The organism is Bradyrhizobium sp. UFLA05-112 (genome assembly GCF_053572325.1).
On sequence record NZ_JBANBK010000015.1, the window covers coordinates 108,587 to 128,442 of the forward strand.

17 protein-coding genes and 1 pseudogene are annotated in these 19,856 nt (G+C 63.9%); 5 read left to right on the top strand and 13 right to left on the bottom strand.

Annotated elements, in window-relative coordinates; genetic code table 11:
- Positions 1-13 precede the first annotated feature (13 nt).
- A complete protein-coding gene (locus SO180_RS11830) occupies positions 14-1,144 on the bottom strand; it encodes a sugar ABC transporter substrate-binding protein (RefSeq protein ID WP_449378988.1) in 1,131 nt (376 codons plus the stop codon).
- A gap of 342 nt (positions 1,145-1,486) precedes the next feature.
- The gene (locus SO180_RS11835) at positions 1,487-2,071 is read right to left on the bottom strand and encodes a LysE family translocator (RefSeq protein ID WP_449378989.1); all 585 of its coding nucleotides are present in this window, start codon (positions 2,069-2,071) and stop codon (positions 1,487-1,489) included.
- Between the two features lie 167 nt (positions 2,072-2,238).
- Here SO180_RS11835 and SO180_RS11840 point away from each other — a divergent pair, with 167 nt between their 5' ends.
- Positions 2,239-3,552: an ABC transporter substrate-binding protein gene (locus SO180_RS11840; protein ID WP_449378990.1), complete on the top strand. Its 1,314-nt coding sequence runs from the start codon at positions 2,239-2,241 to the stop codon at positions 3,550-3,552.
- Between the two features lie 175 nt (positions 3,553-3,727).
- Here the strand turns inward: SO180_RS11840 and SO180_RS11845 are convergent, their stop codons facing one another.
- The 9 genes from SO180_RS11845 to SO180_RS11885 all read right to left on the bottom strand — a co-directional run bounded on the left by SO180_RS11845 (position 3,728) and on the right by SO180_RS11885 (position 12,654).
- Positions 3,728-4,897 (bottom strand): Gfo/Idh/MocA family protein, encoded by a 1,170-nt coding sequence (locus SO180_RS11845; RefSeq protein ID WP_449378991.1) that lies wholly within the window; start codon positions 4,895-4,897, stop codon positions 3,728-3,730.
- Between the two features lie 63 nt (positions 4,898-4,960).
- A complete protein-coding gene (locus SO180_RS11850; RefSeq protein ID WP_449378992.1) occupies positions 4,961-5,260 on the bottom strand; it encodes a septal ring lytic transglycosylase RlpA family protein in 300 nt (99 codons plus the stop codon).
- Positions 5,261-5,364: 104 nt separating this feature from the next.
- Entirely contained in the window at positions 5,365-6,210 is an 846-nt protein-coding gene (locus SO180_RS11855; protein ID WP_449378993.1) for a CmcJ/NvfI family oxidoreductase, read from the bottom strand.
- Between the two features lie 327 nt (positions 6,211-6,537).
- Positions 6,538-7,476 carry an ABC transporter substrate-binding protein gene (locus tag SO180_RS11860; protein ID WP_449378994.1) on the bottom strand — a complete coding sequence of 313 codons (939 nt, stop codon included), beginning with the start codon at positions 7,474-7,476 and terminating at the stop codon, positions 6,538-6,540.
- Positions 7,473-8,573: an LLM class flavin-dependent oxidoreductase gene (locus SO180_RS11865; RefSeq protein ID WP_449378995.1), complete on the bottom strand. Its 1,101-nt coding sequence runs from the start codon at positions 8,571-8,573 to the stop codon at positions 7,473-7,475. Before SO180_RS11865 ends, SO180_RS11860 begins: the two co-directional genes overlap by 4 nt.
- Before the next feature lie 23 nt (positions 8,574-8,596).
- Positions 8,597-9,781, bottom strand: coding sequence for an acyl-CoA dehydrogenase family protein (locus SO180_RS11870; protein ID WP_449378996.1), 1,185 nt, complete (start codon positions 9,779-9,781; stop codon positions 8,597-8,599).
- Positions 9,775-10,566, bottom strand: a complete 792-nt coding sequence (locus SO180_RS11875; RefSeq protein ID WP_449378997.1) for an ABC transporter ATP-binding protein — start codon at positions 10,564-10,566, stop codon at positions 9,775-9,777. Before SO180_RS11875 ends, SO180_RS11870 begins: the two co-directional genes overlap by 7 nt.
- Complete coding sequence (locus SO180_RS11880) at positions 10,560-11,573, bottom strand: ABC transporter permease (RefSeq protein WP_449378998.1); 1,014 nt, start codon at positions 11,571-11,573, stop codon at positions 10,560-10,562. The genes SO180_RS11875 and SO180_RS11880 overlap by 7 nt, the downstream gene beginning before the upstream one ends.
- Positions 11,551-12,654, bottom strand: coding sequence for an ABC transporter substrate-binding protein (locus SO180_RS11885; RefSeq protein ID WP_449378999.1), 1,104 nt, complete (start codon positions 12,652-12,654; stop codon positions 11,551-11,553). Before SO180_RS11885 ends, SO180_RS11880 begins: the two co-directional genes overlap by 23 nt.
- 488 nt (positions 12,655-13,142) lie before the next feature.
- Between SO180_RS11885 and SO180_RS11890 the strand changes: the two genes are divergently transcribed.
- From SO180_RS11890 to SO180_RS11900, 3 genes are all read left to right on the top strand, one after another.
- On the top strand, positions 13,143-14,129 hold the full coding sequence (locus tag SO180_RS11890) for an ABC transporter substrate-binding protein (protein WP_449379000.1): 987 nt from the start codon (positions 13,143-13,145) through the stop codon (positions 14,127-14,129).
- Between the two features lie 264 nt (positions 14,130-14,393).
- Positions 14,394-14,780 carry a hypothetical protein gene (locus tag SO180_RS11895; protein ID WP_449379001.1) on the top strand — a complete coding sequence of 129 codons (387 nt, stop codon included), beginning with the start codon at positions 14,394-14,396 and terminating at the stop codon, positions 14,778-14,780.
- Between the two features lie 154 nt (positions 14,781-14,934).
- Complete coding sequence (locus tag SO180_RS11900; RefSeq protein ID WP_449379002.1) at positions 14,935-16,026, top strand: catalase family protein; 1,092 nt, start codon at positions 14,935-14,937, stop codon at positions 16,024-16,026.
- On the opposite strand, the gene SO180_RS11905 is transcribed toward SO180_RS11900, so the two are convergent.
- Positions 16,007-19,090 carry an ATP-binding protein gene (locus SO180_RS11905; RefSeq protein WP_449379003.1) on the bottom strand — a complete coding sequence of 1,028 codons (3,084 nt, stop codon included), beginning with the start codon at positions 19,088-19,090 and terminating at the stop codon, positions 16,007-16,009. The two genes, SO180_RS11900 and SO180_RS11905, sit on opposite strands and share 20 nt — an antisense overlap.
- 193 nt (positions 19,091-19,283) lie before the next feature.
- Between SO180_RS11905 and SO180_RS11910 the strand changes: the two genes are divergently transcribed.
- Entirely contained in the window at positions 19,284-19,445 is a 162-nt protein-coding gene (locus SO180_RS11910) for a hypothetical protein (protein ID WP_449379004.1), read from the top strand.
- A 95-nt stretch (positions 19,446-19,540) separates the two neighbouring features.
- On the opposite strand, the pseudogene SO180_RS11915 reads toward SO180_RS11910, so the two are convergent.
- Positions 19,541-19,856, bottom strand: a pseudogene (locus tag SO180_RS11915) (hypothetical protein); the annotation flags it as partial.

Sequence of the window (19,856 nt, forward strand, 5' to 3'; positions counted from 1 at the left end):
ATCTCCAACTCGGTCACTGGGTGTTCTTTTCGCTTTGCGACATGATCTCCGGCGCGGTGAAATTCACGCCGCAGGGCGTGAACTGGTTCGGCGCGAAGAAGTTCGCGTTGAGCTCGGGCCAGTAGTTGGTGCCGGGCTTGAGATCCTTGTAGGTCGCGACCGGAATCGGGATCGAGATCAGTTGCGGCATGGGATTGCCCTGAAGTGCCGAGATCGCCGCCTTCATGGCGATGACGACCAGCGCCGGCGACTGACCATAGGACATGCCCTTGAGGCCATCCTTGGCGTGGTCGGCGATCTGCTTGCGAAACTCGTTCTCGCCCTCGCCCGACATCGGCACGAAGGGATGCTTGGCCGACATCATCGCCTGCACAGTACCGTCGGAGCCGCCTTGCGTGAACACGCCGTCGAAATGGCCGTGCACTGCAAGCGCGTCCGCCGTCACCTTCTGCGAGGTGCCGGTATCCCAATTGCCGACCACTTCGGTGATCTTGAAGCTGTTGCCGGGCGCTTCCATCACCTCGCGGAAGCCAATATGGCGGTCACGGTCGACCGAATTGCCGGGCAGGCCACGGACCTCCAGGATGTCGCCGGACTTCTTGCCGCTTTCATCCATGATCCATTTCGCCGACATACGGCCCATTTCCTTCTGGTCCTCGTTGACCATCATCACCTTGTCGGTGTCGAGAATGTTGTCGAAGGGGACGACCACCACGTTGTTCTTGTCGGCGAGACGGATGATGCGGTCGAAGCCGTCGGGCGCCACCGCGATGGTGACGATGCCGTCAAAGCCCTGATTGATGAAGTCCTCCATCGCGCCGAGTTGCGCTGCAACATCGGTGCCGGTCGAGACCACCTTGAATTCCTTGATGTTCTCCTTGATGCCGGGCTGTTCGGCAAAAGCCTTCGCCGTCTTCACCATCTGGATGCGCCAGGTGTTGCCGACGAAGCCGTTGACGAGGGCGATCTTGTAGGGCCCCGGCTTCTTATCCCACTGGAAGAACTTGGTCTGGCTGGACCAAGGCTTGAAACATCCTGGATCGGCGCCCGGACCGGACACGACCTTGGGACCTGCCAAAGCACTGACCGGGGATAGCAGGAGACCGGCGCAAGCCAGCCCTGCAAGACGATGCGTCCATTCCATGTCCCTTCTCCTTGAGCGTTTTGCGTTTCCAACCCTTAAAGTGGCCGACGGGCCATGCTGGGAATTGGGCTTCCCATGCAATTTGCCCGGCTAGGATGGCATGCAATCTGCGATGCGCACAAGCCGAAGGCCCATCGTCGCCCTCGGCTCGCGCCGAACAAGCCAGCAAAAATCCATCACAAAAACGGGAGGCAATGCGGCCTCGTGCAGCGCGCGTGAGGACGCACCGATAGCGGCGCAAAAAAGAATGATACTCAGGGGAAAATGCACGTGGCGCCGTCGGCCTGCTGATCGGCCATGTCCACCCGCCTCGATCTGGTCAGGCGGGGCTGCTTGACGGCCTTAAGCGAACCCGAGCGATTGCGTGCCGATCATCCCGGCGAGTACGACCTGCACAATCGCGCTGAGCTTGTAGACGAGAGCAGGACGCCCGATTCCGTCACACCCGCGGCCGAGCGAGACGCCGAGCGCAATCCAGGCCGCGCCGATCGTGACGATCTGGGCCGCCAGCAAGACGAGCCATGGCATGAGATCAAAAGCGCCGAGCTCGAGCGGCAGCAGGGTGGACGCAAAGATGATCGCCTTGGGATTGAGCAGGGTCGTGATCAGCACGCGCTGAAACGTCACCGGCGCACGGCCGCCGCTGTCATCGGTGCCGTGACGCCACAGCAGCACGGCAAGATGAATCAGATAGAGCGCGACCACGATGCGCAACATGGTGCCGAGCATCGGCACCGCGATCATCAGCGGGCCCAGCAGCGCGCGCAGTGCCAGGATCGCCAGCAGGTAACCCGCGAGTTCGGCCACCAACAGATGAAGCGAGCGCGACCAGCCAACCGACGCACCGGAGGTGGCGAGCAGCGTGTTGGTCGGGCCAGGAATTGCCAGCAGCGAGACTGTGGCAGCAACGAAGGGGACGACATCCATGGCGCCTTGTTAATTGGGCTGGCGAATGGGCACCTTGATCTCGATCATGACCGCCGGCAGGTCCGAATTGCCTAGTGCGGCGCATGTTGACTTTCCACCATCCCCTCCAAATACTCGGCAAAAACAAGCATAAAGCCGCTCAAACGACGGTTCGAAGGGAGGATAGGATGCCGACTTCACGCAGGACGCTGCTGAAGACCTCGGCGGCTGCCGCCGCCGCACTCAGCCTCGATTGGAGACGCGCCCAAGCACAAGCTGAAACTTTGCGCATCGGTGTGATCTACGATCTGACTGGCCCGTTTGCGGCGGGCGGCTCGGTTGCGTCCTCGATCGGGGCACAGATCGCGATCGACCTCGTCAACGAGAAGGGCGGGATCGGCGGCAAGACCAAGATCGTCCCTGTGGCCGCGGACTCCCAGAGCAAGCCCGACGTCGCGATCAACGAGGCCACACGCCTGATCGACCAGGAGAAGGTCGACATCCTCATCGGAGTCTATGCAAGTGCACACGCGGTGCCGCTCGCCGCAAAGGTCGAGCAGCAGAAGAAGATCCTCTGGATCACGACCGCGGTCTCGACCGCCGTGTTCAAGGACAAGAACCTGCAATACGTTTTCCGCGCGCAGATTCACTCCGACCAGTATGGCCAGGCCTTCGCGGGTTTCCTCGCCGAGCATGCAAAAGGCAAGCTCGGCATGGATCCGAAGGACGTCAAGGTCGCGCTGATCCACGAGGACGGCCCCTATGGAGTGGGCGTGGCCGCCGCCGACGAGACCTATGCCAAGGAAGCCGGGATGTCGGTGGTGCTGCGCGAGGGCTATTCGGCCTCGGCGCCGGACCTCTCGGTGCTCGTGACGAAGATCAAGCGCGCCAAGGCCGACGTGATCTCGCATGCCGGATACAATCCCGACATCACGCTGTTCCTGCGCCAGGCGCGCGAGAGCGGGCTGCGCTTCAAGATGCTGTTCGGCGCCGGAGCCGGCTACAGCCAGCTCGACAAGTTGCGCACGACGTTTGGTGCGGACATCGACAATTTTTGCAACATCGACCCGGTGCCCGCGCAGTTGCTCGATCCGTCGAAGCTCGCCCCCGGCATGGGCGATCTCATCAAGACCATGGTTTCGCGCTATCAGGCGAAGACCGGCGCGACCGACGTGCCGCCGCACTGCTCGATGGGTTTCAACCAGACCTGGGTGCTGCTCAACAACGTGCTGCCGGTGGCGAAGGAAAAATACGGCAGCTTCGAGCCCGATGCGATCCGCAAGGCCGCGCTCGACGTCGACATCCCCGCGGGCGGCACCATCCAGGGCTATGGCGTGAAATTCTTTCCGCCGGGCACGCCGCTCTCCGGCCAGAACGAGCGTTCGACACCGGTCGTGATGCAAAATGCCGGCGAGCACATCTCGGTGGTGTGGCCGACGAGCATCAGAACGCAGGACCCGGTCTTCCCGCTGCCGAAGGGTTCGACCTACGCGGCATCGTGAATTGACCGCAACGCTGCACTCGCTCGCTCGCTTGCGGAGAGGATTGGGGAGTCTCCACGGGGACGGTGACAGTTGGATTCGCGGAGAGTCCCCCTCACCCGGATCGCATCTTTCGATGCGATCCAAACCGCTCCCCGCAAGCCGGGTGAGGTGACATTGCGGCGCCGCCAGAGCATCACAACACCACCCGCCTGCCCTCCTCCGCCGCCCAGTAGCCGGCGTAGTTCACCTTGATCGTCTCATAGGCGAGCGCGAGATCCGACAGCGGCTGGCGACCGGTCGCCACGCACTCCATGAAGTCCTGGATCTCCTGCAAATAGCCGCGCGTCCATTCCTCTTCGAGGCAGACATATTGCCAGCCGGTCTTGCGGTCGACCTTTTCGGTGATGTAGACGGAGGCGAGCTTCTCCTCGCTGGTCTGGTAGCTCATCAGATGCGTGTTCGGCGTGATGTTGGCGAACAGCGAGCCGCCGCTGGTGTAGGTCTCGATCAGGTTGCGCACGCCGCCCATGATCATGTCGCCGGAAAACACCGTCGCCTTGGTGCCGTCGGAGAAGGTGATGGTGAGCGTGCCCCAGTCCTCGACATCGACCGGATTGGCCTTGAGGTAGGTGCGCTCCTCCGACCTGAGACCGGCGGTGACGTTACCGACGTCGCAGGTGACGCTCGCGACACGTATCGTCTCGCCACGCGCCTTTGCCTCGACCTGCTTCAGGTACAGCACAGCGGAAAGCGGATGGCAGCCCATGCGGATCAGCGAGCCGCCGCCGGTCATGGCCCATTGCGCGGCGTGCGCGGCATGCGAGCCGGAATGGCTCTCCTCGCCTTTCATGAACAGGATCTTGTCCTTCGTCGCCCTGATGATCTCCGCGATCTTGGTCACCGCCGGCGCGTAGACCCAGTCCTCGGCATACATGAAGAGCTTGCCGGTTTGCTGTATCGCGTCGCGCGTGGCCTCCATCTCCTCCAGCACGCGCTCGTACATCAATGCCTTCGGCACGTGCTTCCCGATCGGCGGCCTGTCGCCCTCGCGGCCGAAATAGCCGGCAAAGGGTTTTTCGCAGATCACATGCTTGCCGGCTTGCATGGCCGCAACGATCATCGTCGCGTGCAGATTGGGCGGCGTGCAGATGTCGACGACGTCGATATCGGCATCTGCAATCAGGTCGGAGAAGCGGCGATAGCTGCGCGGAATCTGGTGACGGCGGGCGAATTCGACGACGTGGTCACCGCGCGCGGCAACAGCCACAACCTCGACATCCACGCCATAGACGCGCCGCAACGCATACATGTGCAGCTCCGACACGAAGCCGCAGCCTACGAGCCCCACCCTGATCTTCGCCATTGCGCCCCCCCCCTCGGCATGTGTTTGGGCGGCATTATAGCGAGCTTGTGGGCAGACGTATGCCTATTGCACTGAGACCCGCACCACACCTGCGCTCATCATACCGAGCGCGCGAGCGGCAGGGACGGAGAGATCGACGATGCGGCCACGGATGAACGGACCGCGATCGTTGACGCGGCATTGGATAGAGCGCGCGCCATAGGACACCGTGAGCATGCTGCCGAACGGCCGCGTCCGGTGGGCACAGGTCAACTCGCCGTTCCTGGCGGCTTTTCCGTATCCGTAATATGAGGCAAGTCCGTTTTCGGCATGCGCTAGAGAAAAGGTAGCAAGACAGAACAATAAAATCGTCAGCGCTCGCACGGCACCCCTCCGGGTTGGCCCTGCCCGGCGCTGCAAACGTGAATCTGTTCCCTGAAGTTCCAGGACTACTGCCGGTGCAAGACCGACAGTGTCATCACACATTGTTACATTTTGTGAAAAACCAGCGTGCGCAGCTCGATGCTTTCGCGCGGGGGCGCATCGGCCGGCGTGGTCGGATCGACGAAGGCGGTGTGCGGCCCGAAGCGGGTTCGGCCGTTGGTCTCGGAATCATAGCACTTCAAGAGCAGCGCTTCGTCTGGCGTCATCTCCGGGAAATAGAACCAGCGATGGTTCGGATTGTACTTCACCGAATAGGTTTCACCGCGGCGGTTGGGATAGATCAGGTCGGAGGCGACGAGATCGTCGGGCGCAACGGTCGTGCCGTCGGCCATTGCGAGCGGAGAATCGCGCAAGGGACCACGGATCGGCCGCCAGAGATTGATGACCTGCACGCGGCCCTTGAGAAGCTCCTCGGCCTCTTCCGGCAGATGCTCGCGCACACGGTTGGCGCCCGAGGTGATGGTCTGGTCGACATGGACGCGCGTTGCGGGCTGGCGCGGACCTGCACCGCGGATATCGGCGGCGCCATCGATACGCTTGCGCACGGTGTGATCGAAGATGACGACGCGATCGGCCTTCAGCGTCGCGCGGAGAAAAGCTTCGACGGCGGGATAGTAGATCGTCCTCACCTCTTCGTCGTTGTAAAAATCCTTCACGCGCGTCGGATGCCGCACCAGCGCAAAGCCTTCGCGGTCGAGCGAGAAGTTGTCCGCGATCAGACGCCCGTCGAAGATCGGAACCTGATGCGGCTCAGGCAGTGAGGTGGTTTTAGGCTCGCCAGGAGGCGGATCAAACGCGTAGGTGCGGGGTTTGCCGGATGTGGGCGCGAGATAGTTGAGCTCGGCTGTGACGAAGGGAAGCGATTCGATTTTTGTTTCTTGCAGGCCCATGGCCGGTCTCCCGATGTGGTCGTCTGGTTGATTTTTGATGGGAGCTATCGTGCGGCAAGGGGCACGGAGCAAATAGCAATGCAGCTGTTACCGGGAATGCAGAACGCAGAAGGAATATTTCGACAATGGCAGCCGAGACGGAAACCTCGTTCTCACCTCACGAATGCTTGAGTATTTGTGACGTCTCGTACCCCGGATGCAGCGCATCACGCAGTGGCGCGCTGCTCAGCCGGGGCCCATGTTGCCGAGAGCGCTCCGTGCGGCGTGGGTCCCGGCTCTGCGGCGCAGCGCTGCGCGCTGCACCGCGTCCGGGACACGAGAAACAGCCTACAATCCCGCTTTCGCGATCGCGTCCGAGAAGCTGCGATCGACGATCTCCGCCGCGTCGAGCTTCTGCTTGATCAGGCCCCAGCGGAAATAGAGATCGATCGTGCCCTGCTCATCCGTGACCATGCTGTCGTCGATCGGCGTGACGCGGATTTTTGCGCGCGAGAGCCAGTTGAGCGGCACCGCGGTCGGGATGTTCATCAGTTTGCCCCAGGTCTCGGCATAGCTGTTCACGTTGTTGATCGACCAGGCGCGCGCGGCGGTGAGTCGACGGATGAAATCCGTCAGCTCGGCCCGCTTGTCGCGGATTGCCTCGGGCCGCGCGACCTGGAAGCTGAGGCCTGGCGTCAGGCCTTCGGAAGTGATGACATGACGCGACTTGAACAGCACCTCCTCCTGGCTGATATAGGGCTCCCAGGTCGACCATGCATCGACTGAGCCTTGCGTGTAGGCGATCTTCGCATCCGACGGCGCGAGGAACGTGATCTGCACGTCGGTTGCGCTCCAGCCGCGCTTCTCCAACGCCGCCAGGATGAGCTGATGGCCGATCGAGCCACGGCCGGTTGCGATCTTCTTGCCACGCAGATCGTCAAAGCTCTTGATCGGCGAGTTCTCGGGCACGAGGATTGCAAGGCTCTCGCCGGTCTGCCGGTTCGCCGCGATCGCCTTCACCGGCGCGCCGGAGGCTGCCGCGAAGGTGAAGGGCGCATCGCCGACAAGCCCGGTCTCGATCGCGCCGGCGCTCAGCGCCTCGAGCAGCGGCGCCGCCGCCGGAAACTCCTTCCACTCGATCTTGTACGGGACATCGTTGAGCTGGCCTGCCGCTTCCATCACGGCCCGCGCATTGCCCTTCTGGTCACCGACGCGCAAGGTTGTTTGCGCTGCTGCGAGGTCGAACGAACCGAACAGCAGCGCGCCGGCGAGCATCAGCCTGATCATTCCGCCGCCTCGCCGCGGGCGACCTGACGCTTGGCGATGAGCTCACGCGTAAGCGGGATCAGTTCGCGGCCGTATTCGATGGCATCGATCAGCGGATCGAAGCCGCGGATCAGGAAGTGCGAAATGCCGAGGTCGTAGTAGTCGCCGAAGGCTTCGGCGACCTGCTCGGGCGTACCGACCAGCGCTGTGGTGTTGCTGTTGGCGCCCGTCAGCTTTGCGATCTCGGTCCACAGACGCTTGTCGATGCGGCTGCCCTGGTCGGCGAGCGCGAGCAGGCGCCGTGCACCGGCGGTAGCATGACCGTCGGCCGGCTTGCGGTAACCGGTCTTGTCCTGAAGCTCGCTCGCACGCGCCAGAATCGCTTCCGCCTTTTCCCAAGCCTGCTTTTCGGTCAGGGCGATGATCGGCCGGACGGAGAGGCTGAAGCGCGGCGTCGGCCGGCCGTGCCTTACCGCCGCGTTGTGGACGCGTGAGGTGACGTCACGCACCTGCGCATAGGATTCGCCCCACAGCGCGAAGGTGTCGGCGTGCTTGCCCGCGACGTCGACGGCGGCATCGGAAGCGCCGCCGAAATAGATGCGAATTCCGCCCGGATTGTACGGCTTCACCTGCGCAAATCCGTTTTCGACCTGGTAGTGCCTGCCCTTGTAGGTGAAGGGCTTGTCACTGGTCCATTCCAGCCTCACGATGTCCAGGAATTCGCTGGTGCGGGCGTAACGCTCGTCCTTGTCGTCGAGCGTGTTGCCGTCCTGCCGCAGCTCGGTGGCATTGCCGCCGGTGATGACGTGCAGCGCGACGCGGCCGCGCGAGAGCTGATCGAGCACCGCGAACTGGCGCGCCAGCAGCGTCGGCGCGGTGAAGCCGGGACGCTGCGCGATCAGTACATTGAGGCGATTGGTGACGTTCAGCACGTGCTGGGCCACCTGAAGGGCGTCCGGGCTCGTCGAATTGAACGCGAGCAACGCGCGATCGAAACCGGCATTTTCGTGCGCCTTGGCAACCGCCTCGATATGGGTGGGGTTCAGGACCGGCCCCTCGCGGACGACGGTCTCGGACGAATTGTTGTTGCTGATGAAGCCGATGAACTCGATCGACATTGATCTCGTCTCCTGTGTGATTTTCAAAGTCCCAGCGCGGCACGGCCAAGGCCAATGCGCGTCGAATCGTCCTGCGGCGTGTGCACGCGGCCGCACAGCACGTCGCGATAGTGCCGCTCCAGCGGGTTGGTGCGGCTAAGCCCGTGATTGCCGGTGAGTGAGAGCGCATCCTCGACCACCGCGACCGCATTGTTGGTCACGGTGAGCTTGATCGCGTTGGACTCCGATGCCGACAGCTCGACACCGTCATCGAAGTCGCCGGCGAACGAATTGATCAGCCGGGCATTGACGGCGAGCCGGGCTTCGATGGCGCCGAGGACCTCCTGGGCGCGCGCCAGCGTCGCAAGCGGCGCACCGAGGCTGGAGGGCACACGCGTCTTCAGAAAGTCGATCAGCCAGTCGCGCGCGGCGCGCGCGACGCCGTCATAGATCGCGGCAATGAAGACGGTATGGGTGGTGGCCTGCGTGGCATCGAGCCCACGCCAGTCCGCAGGTCTGCGGACATCAACCTCGTAATCGAGCGGGAATACGACGTCGTCGAAGATGACGTCGTGGCTGCCGCTGGCGCGTAGCCCGTGATGGTCCCAGGTCTCGACGATGCGCGTGCCCGGCAGGCCTGCCGGCACCAGGAATTGCCCGACGCGCGGCTCCGCCTCGTCGGTCCTCGCCCAGACCAGGTACCATTTCAGGATCGGCGCGCCGGTCGAATAGATCTTGTGTCCGGACAGGCGCCAGCCGGTCTCGGTCCGTCGCGCGATCGTGGCAGGCAGGCCGCCGCGCGCGGGCGAGCCGAGCTCCGGCTCGACGCGCAGCGCGTTGACCAGCGCTACGCCCTCCACCGTCTCGCGGGCGAGCTTGCGCGACAGGCGGCCTGGCCAGGTCGGGCTGCGCGCCATCACCAGATGGTTGATGCTGTGCATCGAGAGCACCAGCGCGGTGGACGGATCTGCCTGGGCGATGATGCCGACGATCCGCGTCGCAAAGCGCACGCCTGCACCGGCACCGCCGAGCGCGGCAGGCACCGTCAGTGACAACAGGCCGGCTTCTGACAACTCCTTGAAATTCTCGAAGGGAAAGCTGGCCGCGCGGTCGTGCTCGGCGGCACGACCGGCGAAGACCGCGGCGAGGCCCTGCGCACGCTCGATGCAGTCCGGCTCGCCTTGCGCCGCGCGGCCTTTTGCGGCCGAGTTGCCCTGCGGTGTCACCATGTGGCGTCGAGCCCCAGCAGGCCGAGGATCTGGCGGCGCAGCTCCGCGAGATAGGGATCGCCGCGGTGGCGCGGATAGGGCCGGTCGACGCGGATGTCGGCCTTGACGCGCGCCGGACGCTCGCTGAACACGATGACGCGGTTGGCGAGGAACAGCGCCTCTTCCGCATCGTGCGTCACAAGGAGCGTCGTAAAGCCCTTGCGCTGCCACAGGGAGACGAGCTCGGCCTGCATGGTGATGCGGGTGAGCGAGTCGAGCTTGCCGAGCGGCTCGTCGAGGATCAGGATTTTTGGATCGTTGACGAGCGCACGCGCGAGCGCTACGCGCTGCGCCATGCCGCCGGAGAGCTGATGCGGATAGGCGTTGCGAAACTCCGACAGCCCGACGAGATCGAGTGCGGCATCGACGCGCGAACGCTGGCTCTTCAGAATGCCCTGCGCTTCGAGGCCGAGCGCAACGTTGTCCCAGACCGTGCGCCAGGGAAACAGTGTCGGATCCTGGAACACGACCACGCGCGAGGGATGCGGGTGCGTAATGCGGGTCTCATCCTCGCGCAAGGCGCCTGCCCGCGGTTTCTCGAGGCCCGCGACCAGCCGCAGCAACGTGGACTTGCCGCAGCCGGACGGACCCAGCAGCGCGACGAACTCGCCTGGCTCGACTGCGATGCTGACATCCGTGAGCACCGGAAGCTCGGTGCCGTCGATGTCAAAGGCGTGGCTCACCTGCTCTATGTCGAGCGCGGCACCGGCGGCGGGATAAGTGATGACTTCGGCCGTCGCTACCATTTCACGGTCCCCTTCTGCCACACCAGAAAGCGATCGCGGATCGCGAACAATAGCGTAATCGCGCCGGAGCAGAGCAGCGACATCACGATCAGCGCCGCATACATGTTGGCGTAGGCGGCCCAGCCCTGCGCCCATTGCAGGTACCAGCCGAGCCCCGCCTTGACGCCGATCATCTCGGCCGTGACCACCACGGCGAACGATGCGCCGAGCCCCATGAACAGGCCGACGAAGACGTGTGGCAGCGCCGCCGGGATTGCGACCTTCAGCACCAGGAACGACGGCTTGGCACCTAACGTACGTGCGACGTCGTAATAGGCGCTGCTGACGCTTGCGACGCCCGACCAGGTCAGGACCGTCACGGGAAAGCCGGTCGCAAGCGCGATCAAGAAGGTCGAGGCGCTCCAGCTCGACGGAAAGGTGAAGAAGGCGATTGGCAACCACGCGGTCGCCGGTACCGGACCAATGAACCGCAGCACAGGATGCACCCAATAACCGACCGAGCGGGACCAGCCGATCGAGACTCCGGTCAGGAAGCCGATCGTCGCGCCGATCAGATAGCCGCCGGTCAGCAGCTTGACCGAGGCGATGACACTGTCGAGCAGCTTCGGCAGATCGTCGGTATAGACCTCGATGATCGCCTGCGGCGGCGGGAAGAACGGCAACGGCAACCAGGCGAATTTTGCAGTGGCAACCTCCCACACCGACAGGAACAGGCCCAATGCCAGCAGCCACGGCGCACGCTTGCGCAAGGCACTTCCAGCCGGGCCGAGATAGTCGACGCCGACCGTTCCGAACAGGGCGAAGGCGGCAATGATGAAGGCGGCGATGCCGAGCGAATGCGTGCGCGACCAGTCGCCGACATCCTCCCACCACAGGCAGGACAGGCCGAAGGCGATCCAGGCGAGGCTCGCCGCGACGCCGGGGCCGGTTTCCTTCAACCAGCCGGAAAGCGCGACCCCGCGCGGCGCGCCGGAGGCAACGCCGTCAGACAGCGAATACGTCGACATAGATGCGCTCCGCGAATTTGGCGGTGTCGGTGCTCTGCTTGAAGACCTGCACGCTCTTCAGGTCGTCCGCATAGGCCTTGAGCTCACGCTTGAGCGCCTCGCCGACGGGATGGTGATGATGGGTGTGGTAGCGCACCATGCCTTCGATGTCGGCGAGCGTCGCAGCCTTCGGCGCATACGGCTGGAACGACTTTGCGGCCCTTTCCGGATTCTGCGACGAGAACATCGCTGCATCCAACAGCGCCTGCGTGATTGCACGAGCGACCTGCGGCTCGTCGCGCACCAGGCTGCCACGCAAGCCCAAGATGCAGCAGCTCTTGTCGCGATATTCGCCGTCGAGATTGGAGGCGACTTCCTTGTACTGACCGTCCTTGAGCCAGAGATAGCCGAGCGGATCGGATGACAGGAAAGCCTGCACCTCACCCTTCTGGACCGCAACATCCAGCAGGTTACCGGGATAGGCGCGCCAGTCGACGTCCTTGGTCGGATCGATACCGAGCTTTGCGAGCTGGATCGAGAAGAAATTCTTGTCGGGGCCGCCGAGATCACCCACGGCAACGATCTTGCCCTTGAGATCCGCAAGCTTGTCAACGCCGGAATTCGCGCGCGACAGCACGCGCATGCAGCCGCCATGGGTGCCGGCCGCGATCTTGACGTCAAAGCCCTGCTCCAGCGGCTTCAGCCAGCGCAGCGCCATGCCTAGACCGGCGTCGCTCTTGCCGGTCGCGATCGCCTCCAGGAGCTGATCGGTCGAGCCGGAATAGTTGACGAGCTCGACGTCGAGATTCTGTTTCTGGAAGAAGCCGTGCTCGATCGCCACGGGGACCGGCGCGAGGCAAACGGCGCCCGCATTCCACGACAGTTTGAGCTTGCGCGGCGCCCCGGTGAGCGCCGGTGCATCGGAGGACGTCTGGCACAGCGGGAACTCGTTGAAATCGATCGCCGGCGTGATCGCGCGCGGCGCAAAGGCCTGCGCACCGATGGCCCCGAGTGGCGCCGCGAAGGCCGCAGCGAAACCCGCCTGGAGCAAATGGCGCCGATCAAGACCCGATCCGCCGCGCTTGTTCTCGTTGCTATCCATTTGCTTCGGCCCCTCATTGCCCCAAAGCTCCGTCCCCACGCAACGCATCACGTTGCGCATGTTCCGTGCGGAGCTGCGTTAGGAGAAAAAATTTCTCGAGGCGATCCCTCGCCTCTTCACTGCGATGCGCAAATGATGCGGCGCGTTGGCCGCATCGTCAATGAAATGGAATTTCGAATGTTGCGAGCAGCACAGTCATTCTCTCCACCGACGCACGCATCGACGACGAAACGTTTTCTTCGAGTTCGGTGCGATCTGCTTGTAATCACGCACCGCTCTGGCTACCCATCGCCTGCACAATCTTCACGCATATCTGCCGTCGCGCACATCGCCTTCTCGTGAGCACCCGTTCAATGAAAGGTCCTTCTGGCGAGTGCGTGCAATTCGGTTGGCCGTTTCATTGACTGCGGCCTCTCCGCTCATAGACTTGATCATCCCACTGCATCGTCGCTCACGCCATGTGAGCCAGGAAGAACAAGAAGCATCTTATGAGCATCAACTCCGACTCCCGCGATCACTCCCTCACGCGCAGGCTTGCAGCATCGCTGATCGCCGCCGCCATTACCCTCTCGACGGCTGCCGCATCGTTCGCGGCCGACACGGTCGTGCTGCGTGTCGGCGATCAGAAGGGCGGCAATCGCTCGCTGCTCGACATCTCCGGCTACGCCAAGGATCTGCCCTACAGAATCGAATGGTCGGAATTTCCCGCGGCGGCACCAATTCTCGAAGCGCTCAACGCCGGCGCGCTCGACGTCGGCTACACCGGCGATCTCTCCTTTCTCTCGGTCTATGCCGCGGGCGCGCCGATCAAGGCGATCGGCGGCACCAAATCGGACGCGAAGACGCAGGCCATCCTCGTGCGGCAGGATTCACCGATCAGGTCGGCCGCCGACCTCAAAGGCAAGCGCCTCGCCGGCACGCGCGGCGGCTGGGGCCAGTTCCTGATCGATGCGACGCTCGAGAAGGCGCAGATCAAGCTCGACGACGCGACCTTTGCGCCGCTCGGCCCGGTCGACGCCAAGATCGCGCTCGTCGCAGGCTCGGTGGATGCGTGGGCGGTATGGGAGCCGTACATCTCGTTCGCGACACTGAAGGACAAGGCGCGCGTGATCGCCGACGGCGAAGGATTGACACCGACCATCACCTTCATCGTCGCCTCCGACAGTGCCATCGCCAGCAAGCGCGCCGCCGTGCAGGATTTCTTGCAGCGCCTCAGCAAGGCGCGACTATGGTCGCTCGATCACATCAGTGAGTATGCGAAGAACACTGCCGAGCTGACCAAATTGCCGGAGGACGTGCTGCTCAGCGCCTACACCGCGCAGCGCACCAGCCCGATCGTGATTGACGAGAACGTGGTCAAGGAGGTGCAGGAGGCCTCCGACCGCGCCACCCGTTACGGCATCCTGCCGAAGAAGCTCGACGTCAGCCAGGCCGTCGACCGCAGCTTCACGGCGGCCGCGGCAGGATCGAACTGAGGAGCCCGGAGATGAGCGGTCCGTTCTTCAAGGCCGGACCGCTTCACCTCGCGGCGATCGTGCTGGCGCACCTCGCCTGCATGGCGGCGATGGTCTGGTTCTCACTGTGAGAGCGGCTACGCTTAAGAAAAAGATGAGAAGAAGATAAGGCCCGCTTAAGGACTCGCGGGCTGCCTCGGCCCTAGCATCACCTCCGGTGACGTCCATGCCTCCTCCGCATCAATCGGAGGCCGCGTGGCGCCGTATTTCAGGAGGATTTGATCCATGACCATTTCATCACCCACACCTTCTCCCTCGCATTCGGACAACAACACTGTCTGGAACCGCTACCGGATCGCCGCCCTCTATGCTTTCCTGACGACCTGCATCTCCTCGACCAGCCCTGCCATGGCGGCGATGGAATGCGCCTCGGGCTATGTATGGCGGGTCGCCGTTCCGAGCGACCTCGTCTGCGTCACGCCGGAGTCAAGGAGCGTCGTCGCAAGCGAGAACGCAAGGGCCGCCAGCCGGCATCTACCCGGCAGCGACACATGCCAGTCGGGATATGTCTGGCGCGAGGCGTATTACGGCGACAAGGTGTGCACGACGCCTGAGCGCCGCAGCGAGGTTCACCAGGAGAACCGCGTCGCATCGCAGCGCGTCGCGCAATAGCCGCGACTGCAAGCCGCGACGGAAGGGGGCGTCAGAGCAACCGGAATTCGTGTTCCGGTTGCTCGCGCGGCAGGCACGCGCTTACAATGGAATTCGCCCGGCGGTCGCCACGTTCGCAAGAGGCAGGAGACCCCGCGGGCTGGAGATCAGCGCCATGGCAGCCGATCAATATCTTCGCTACGACCCCTCTGTCGAGCAACCGAGTCCCGAAGAGGCCGACGCCGTCCGGGACATCGTCGCCTCGATCGAGCGGACCAGCGACGCCACCTTCAAGCGATTTCACCACGGCATTCGCCAGCAGCATGCCAAAGGCGTCGGCTTCCTGCGCGGCGAATTGACCGTGTACGACAATCTGCCAGCGCATTTGCGCCAGGGCCTGTTCGCAAAGCCCGCCCGTTATCCGATCATCGTACGCCTCTCCACCGCTTTCGGGCTCAAGAGCGATCGCGTTCGCGCGCCCCGCGGCATGGCGATCAAGGTGCTTGGCGTGTCCGGCGACAAGGCGCTGGTGGATGACACTTCGACCAACCAGGATTTCCTTCTCGTCAATCACCCGAGCTACATGGCCGATGCCAAGGCTTATTTGGCAGCCCAGCGCAACGTCGAGCGCAACCTGAACACTCCCGACATCGGATTCAGGATCGTGGGTTTCTTCTCCCGCATCGCCATCACGGTTTCGAACGCGACTGGCGTCTCGATTCCACTGCTTGCGAAGGCGCTTGGCGACCCCGGCAACAACATTCTCGGCGAAACCTTTCACACCGAGGGCACGCTCCGCTTCGGCGACTATATCGCGAGGATCCGGGCGGTGCCGGTCTCGGATGCCGTGCGCAAGCTCGCCGGTCAGCCCTGCCATGACGGCGACGAAATCGTGCGGGACTCGGTCACGGAGTTCTTTCGGGAGAACTTCGCGGAATATGAGCTGCGTGCGCAGCTCTGCACCGACCTGACACGCACGCCGGTCGAGGATTCTTCGATCGACTGGCCAGAGGGTGTCGCGGTACCGCAACCGCTGGGCAAGATCACCCTCCCTTCGCAGGCCACCAACAGCGCTACTCGCCGCGACTACGCCAACGACGTCCTGTCGTTCGATCCCTGGCGTTGCCTGGCCGATCATCAGCCGCTCGGCTCGATCATGCGGCTACGCAGGGATGCCTATCGCGCGTCTCGCGAGCGCCGGCATAAGCAGAACGGACCGATCCCGCCGCCCAGAGAACCGCAAGATATCAGCGAGTTTCCCGATTGACGTCAGCCTGGCGGCGGCAACTGTCCGCCGTACTGGCAATCTCGGCGCGGGCGAAGAATGACAGCGAGCGCAGCGGTTCGTCTGGCGCGAGCGAGCACGCAAGCGAATTCACGACCTTGGTCGAGCGACCTCTCCAGTTCGCTGCCTTCCGTGCCTCTCCACGGCTTGCGTAAAACTCCGCGAGCGAGGCGTAGACTCGCCAAGCCGCGTAGGGCAGCCCGGCATGGCGAACGGTCGAGACGGCCTCGGACAAGTGCCGTCTGGCGATCTCCGCATCGCCACTCAGCAGGGCAATTCTCCCCATCACCTCCTGACACAGCGCGAGGAACGGCCGATCGGGCGCCGCGCTCGTCACCTCGTGAAACCGGCTGGCTGCCGCCCTTGCCTGGTCGAGGTCGTCTGCCTCGATCCAGTACTCGCAGCAGTTCAGCAGGTACTGCGGCATGACCAGCGACTCGATCGGCACGCCGTCGACCGCCATCCGCCGCTCGACGGCATCGAGATGCTGCCGCGCCAAGGTGAGGTTGCGCATCCCGAGATGGGCACGCACCAATAAATTCCTGCCCAGGAAGAAGGTGAACGGGTTTGCCTCGAGCATCGGGCCGGTGACTTCCTCCGCATTCCGCGCCGCGGTCTCATGGTCCTGTGCCGCGGCGTGGAGCCACCCGATCGTGAGCTGACACAAGGCGCGCGCCTGCGGATTCGCGTTCCGCTCCGCGATGGCAAGCGCAGAGCGAACGCTCTGCCGCAGCGTCCCCCATTCGCCCATATAAAGCGAGGCGAACGCTTCGACGGACTCATAGAGCACGAAGAGGTAGACGTCGCCGAGCATGCGCGCGAGCCGCTTGCCCCTGCTCGTCGCATCAATGCAGGCCGGATAGTTCGACCTCAGGAACTCGAGCACCATTTCCATGGAGCAGCGCCGCAGCCGCATGCTGAGGTCCTGCGTTTCCGAGATCAGTGCCGACGCCTGCTCCGAGAACTCGGCGTCTTCGCGGCTCCAGCCGCTCAGCATCAACTTCAGATTGGCGACGTTGCCCCTAACCAGGGCAGCGAATGCAGCGTCATCGATCGCCCGGCTCTTCGCCAGTGCCTGCTCGGCGAAGGGCAGACATCGTCGCCGATCGATGTAGAGGCAGAACCTGCTGAGATCGACTAGCGCGTTCACCTCCTCCCGAACGAGGCCGTTCTCAGCTGCATGGGCCACGATCGCGCTGAGATCCTGCAGCGAGTTCAGGAAGTCGCCGCCGGCTCGCCAGGCCCAGGCGCGCTGCAGCAGCAGCTTCAGGCGCGTCGGCACCTGCACGTCCGTCGGCAGATGCGGCACGAGATCCAGGGCACGCGTGAGGTAGTTCGCAGCCTCGCGCGTGCTGAAGCGTCGCGCCGAACCCTCGGCCGCCATGGCGAGATAGCGCGTCGCCTTCGGAAAATCGCGCCCGAGCTCGAAGTGACGCGCGAGCACCGAGGCGACCTCCGCCACTTGCGATCCATAGCCGCGCTCGAGACTGACACCGAGCCGCACGTGGGTATTCACGCGTCGGGCCGGCGCCAGCCGCTGGTACAGCATCTCCTGGTACAATGCGTGCTGGAACGCGTAGCGGCCCGAGACCTCTCCGCTCGGCCATTCAATCGAGCCGGCCACGAGGATGATGCGGCCGGCACGCGCCAGCTCTTCGCACATCTGCTCCACGTCCAGCACGCTTCGATCGAGCGCGCCCGCAATGTGCAGCGCCGAGAACTCGGCCCCTGCCGCGCTCGCGACCTCGAGCAGGCTGCGCTCCTCGGCCGTGAGATGGTCGATCTGCCGCGCGATCATGCCCTGCAAATCGCGCGGCATGCTGTCATGCGAGGCCGCCTCCTCACGCTCCAGTCGCCATCCGTCGCTATTCTCGACGAGCACGCCCTGGGCAACGAGATGATCGAGGAGCGATGTCACGAACAAGGGCTGCCCCTCGGTCCGCGCGAAGATGCGCTCAACCAGCTCGCCGGCGAGTTCGGCCGAGTTGAAGCGCAGGGCGAGGTAGCGCTCGACGTCGCTGCCCGTCAGCCGATCGAGCGCGAGCTCGGTTGCATGTCCGTGGATCTGGAGATCCTGGTGGACGGTCTTGACCGGATGTCCGCCGACGGCGACTTCCATTGGCCGGTAGGTGGCGAGAACGAGGATCGCAGCCTTCCGGTCCCGCCGCGCCAGGCGCGACAGAACATCCACGGTGGCAAAGTCGCTCCAGTGCAGGTCTTCCAGGATGATGATCCAGGGCCGCTTCGCGGCGATGCTCTCCAAAAGATCGGCGAACTCGCGCAGCATGCGTTCCCGCGTCGCGCCAAAAACCTCCTGCTGGAAGGCGACGCGATCGCCTTCACCCAAGAAACCCGGCATCTGGGCGAGCCACGTCGGCGCGTGCTCGCGAATGGCGGCGAGCATTGCGGCGTCTCCCTCGCCGCGGCATCGCTCGTTGAGGGCTTCAATCAGCGGCAGGAAAGCCTCATGGGTGCCGAACAATTCGTTGCAACCGCAATGCAGCACACCGGGTCTCTCGCCCGCCATGCGATCGAGAGCCATCTGAACGAGCGTCGTCTTGCCTATTCCGGCTTCGCCGGTGATGAATACGACCTGACGCTGCCCGGCGCGAACCTTCTGTAGCGCGGTGTCGAGTGTCTCGAGCGCCGTCGTGCGTCCGACACGCCATTGCCGCCTGCGGTCGATGACGTCCTCGGACGGCTCCTCCGGCTCGGCGGCCGACGATGCCGTGGTGGTGACGGGGGCGATGAAGCGGTAGCCGCGTCGCGTGACCGTCTCGATGTAGCTGGGCGACTGCCTGTCGTCACCAAGAGCCGCACGCAGCGCATTCATGGCGACCGCGAGACTCGACTCGCTGACATGCAGATCCGACCAGACCGCGTCGAGCAGCTCTTCCTTCGTGACGAGCTCGCCCGGACGGTCGATGAGGCAGCACAGGACCTCGAAGGGCTTCGGCGCCAGCACGACGCGCTCCGGTCCGCGCCACAGCAGCGCATTGGCGCGGTCGAGCCGAAACTGACCAAAGGCGAGCTCGTCTGTCCGCACGGCCGCGACCTCCGGATGTTGTCCGAGCTTAAGAGAAAGCTCAGTCAAATGTAAGGACAGCTTAAGGACTCCAGGCGGTTCTTCGCCTTAGCGTCGCGCCTGGCGATGTCGTGGACATCACCAGAAAGCATTTCATCACGCTGTCTTTTTCGATCAGGGCAGTCGATGCCCATATTTTGGCAGGGAGTTGACCATGCCACTTCCATACCGCAGAGGTATTTTTTCAACCCGCAATTGCGAAGGCTGGTTCGTATTCGTCTACGCGATCGTCTGCGTGCTTGCCGCCGTCTATTTCTCGTCGTCGGAGCCGATCGTCATCGACGCCGGCCTTGCGATCATCGCGCGTCTGCCATGATCAGCGACGGATAGCGCCGCCGTTACCCGCTCGCGCGAGACAGCCCGAGCGCCGAGCCTCGGTCGGGCCGCCCCGTCGGAGCTGCCCTCTCGCGATCACCAATATCCGCGATAGTAGGGGCGGTGCCAGGCGCGGTAGGGCCGGTAGTAGCCATAGCTGTTGCCGTAATACGGTCGATACGGGCGGTAGTAGCGGGGATAGGAATAGTAGGGCGAATAGGCGTAGCCACCGTAATAGGCTGGCGCGTAGCCACCGCCGTAGCCATAGGGGCTGCCGTAATACGGATCGCCATAGTAGCCGTAAGGCGCGCTGCTTGCGATGGCGCCGCCGATGATTGCGCCCTGTCGCGCTGCCGAGCCCCGCCGGTTCCTCGCAGCCGGTCGCAAGCGAGGTCCGCCGCGAGGCCAACTG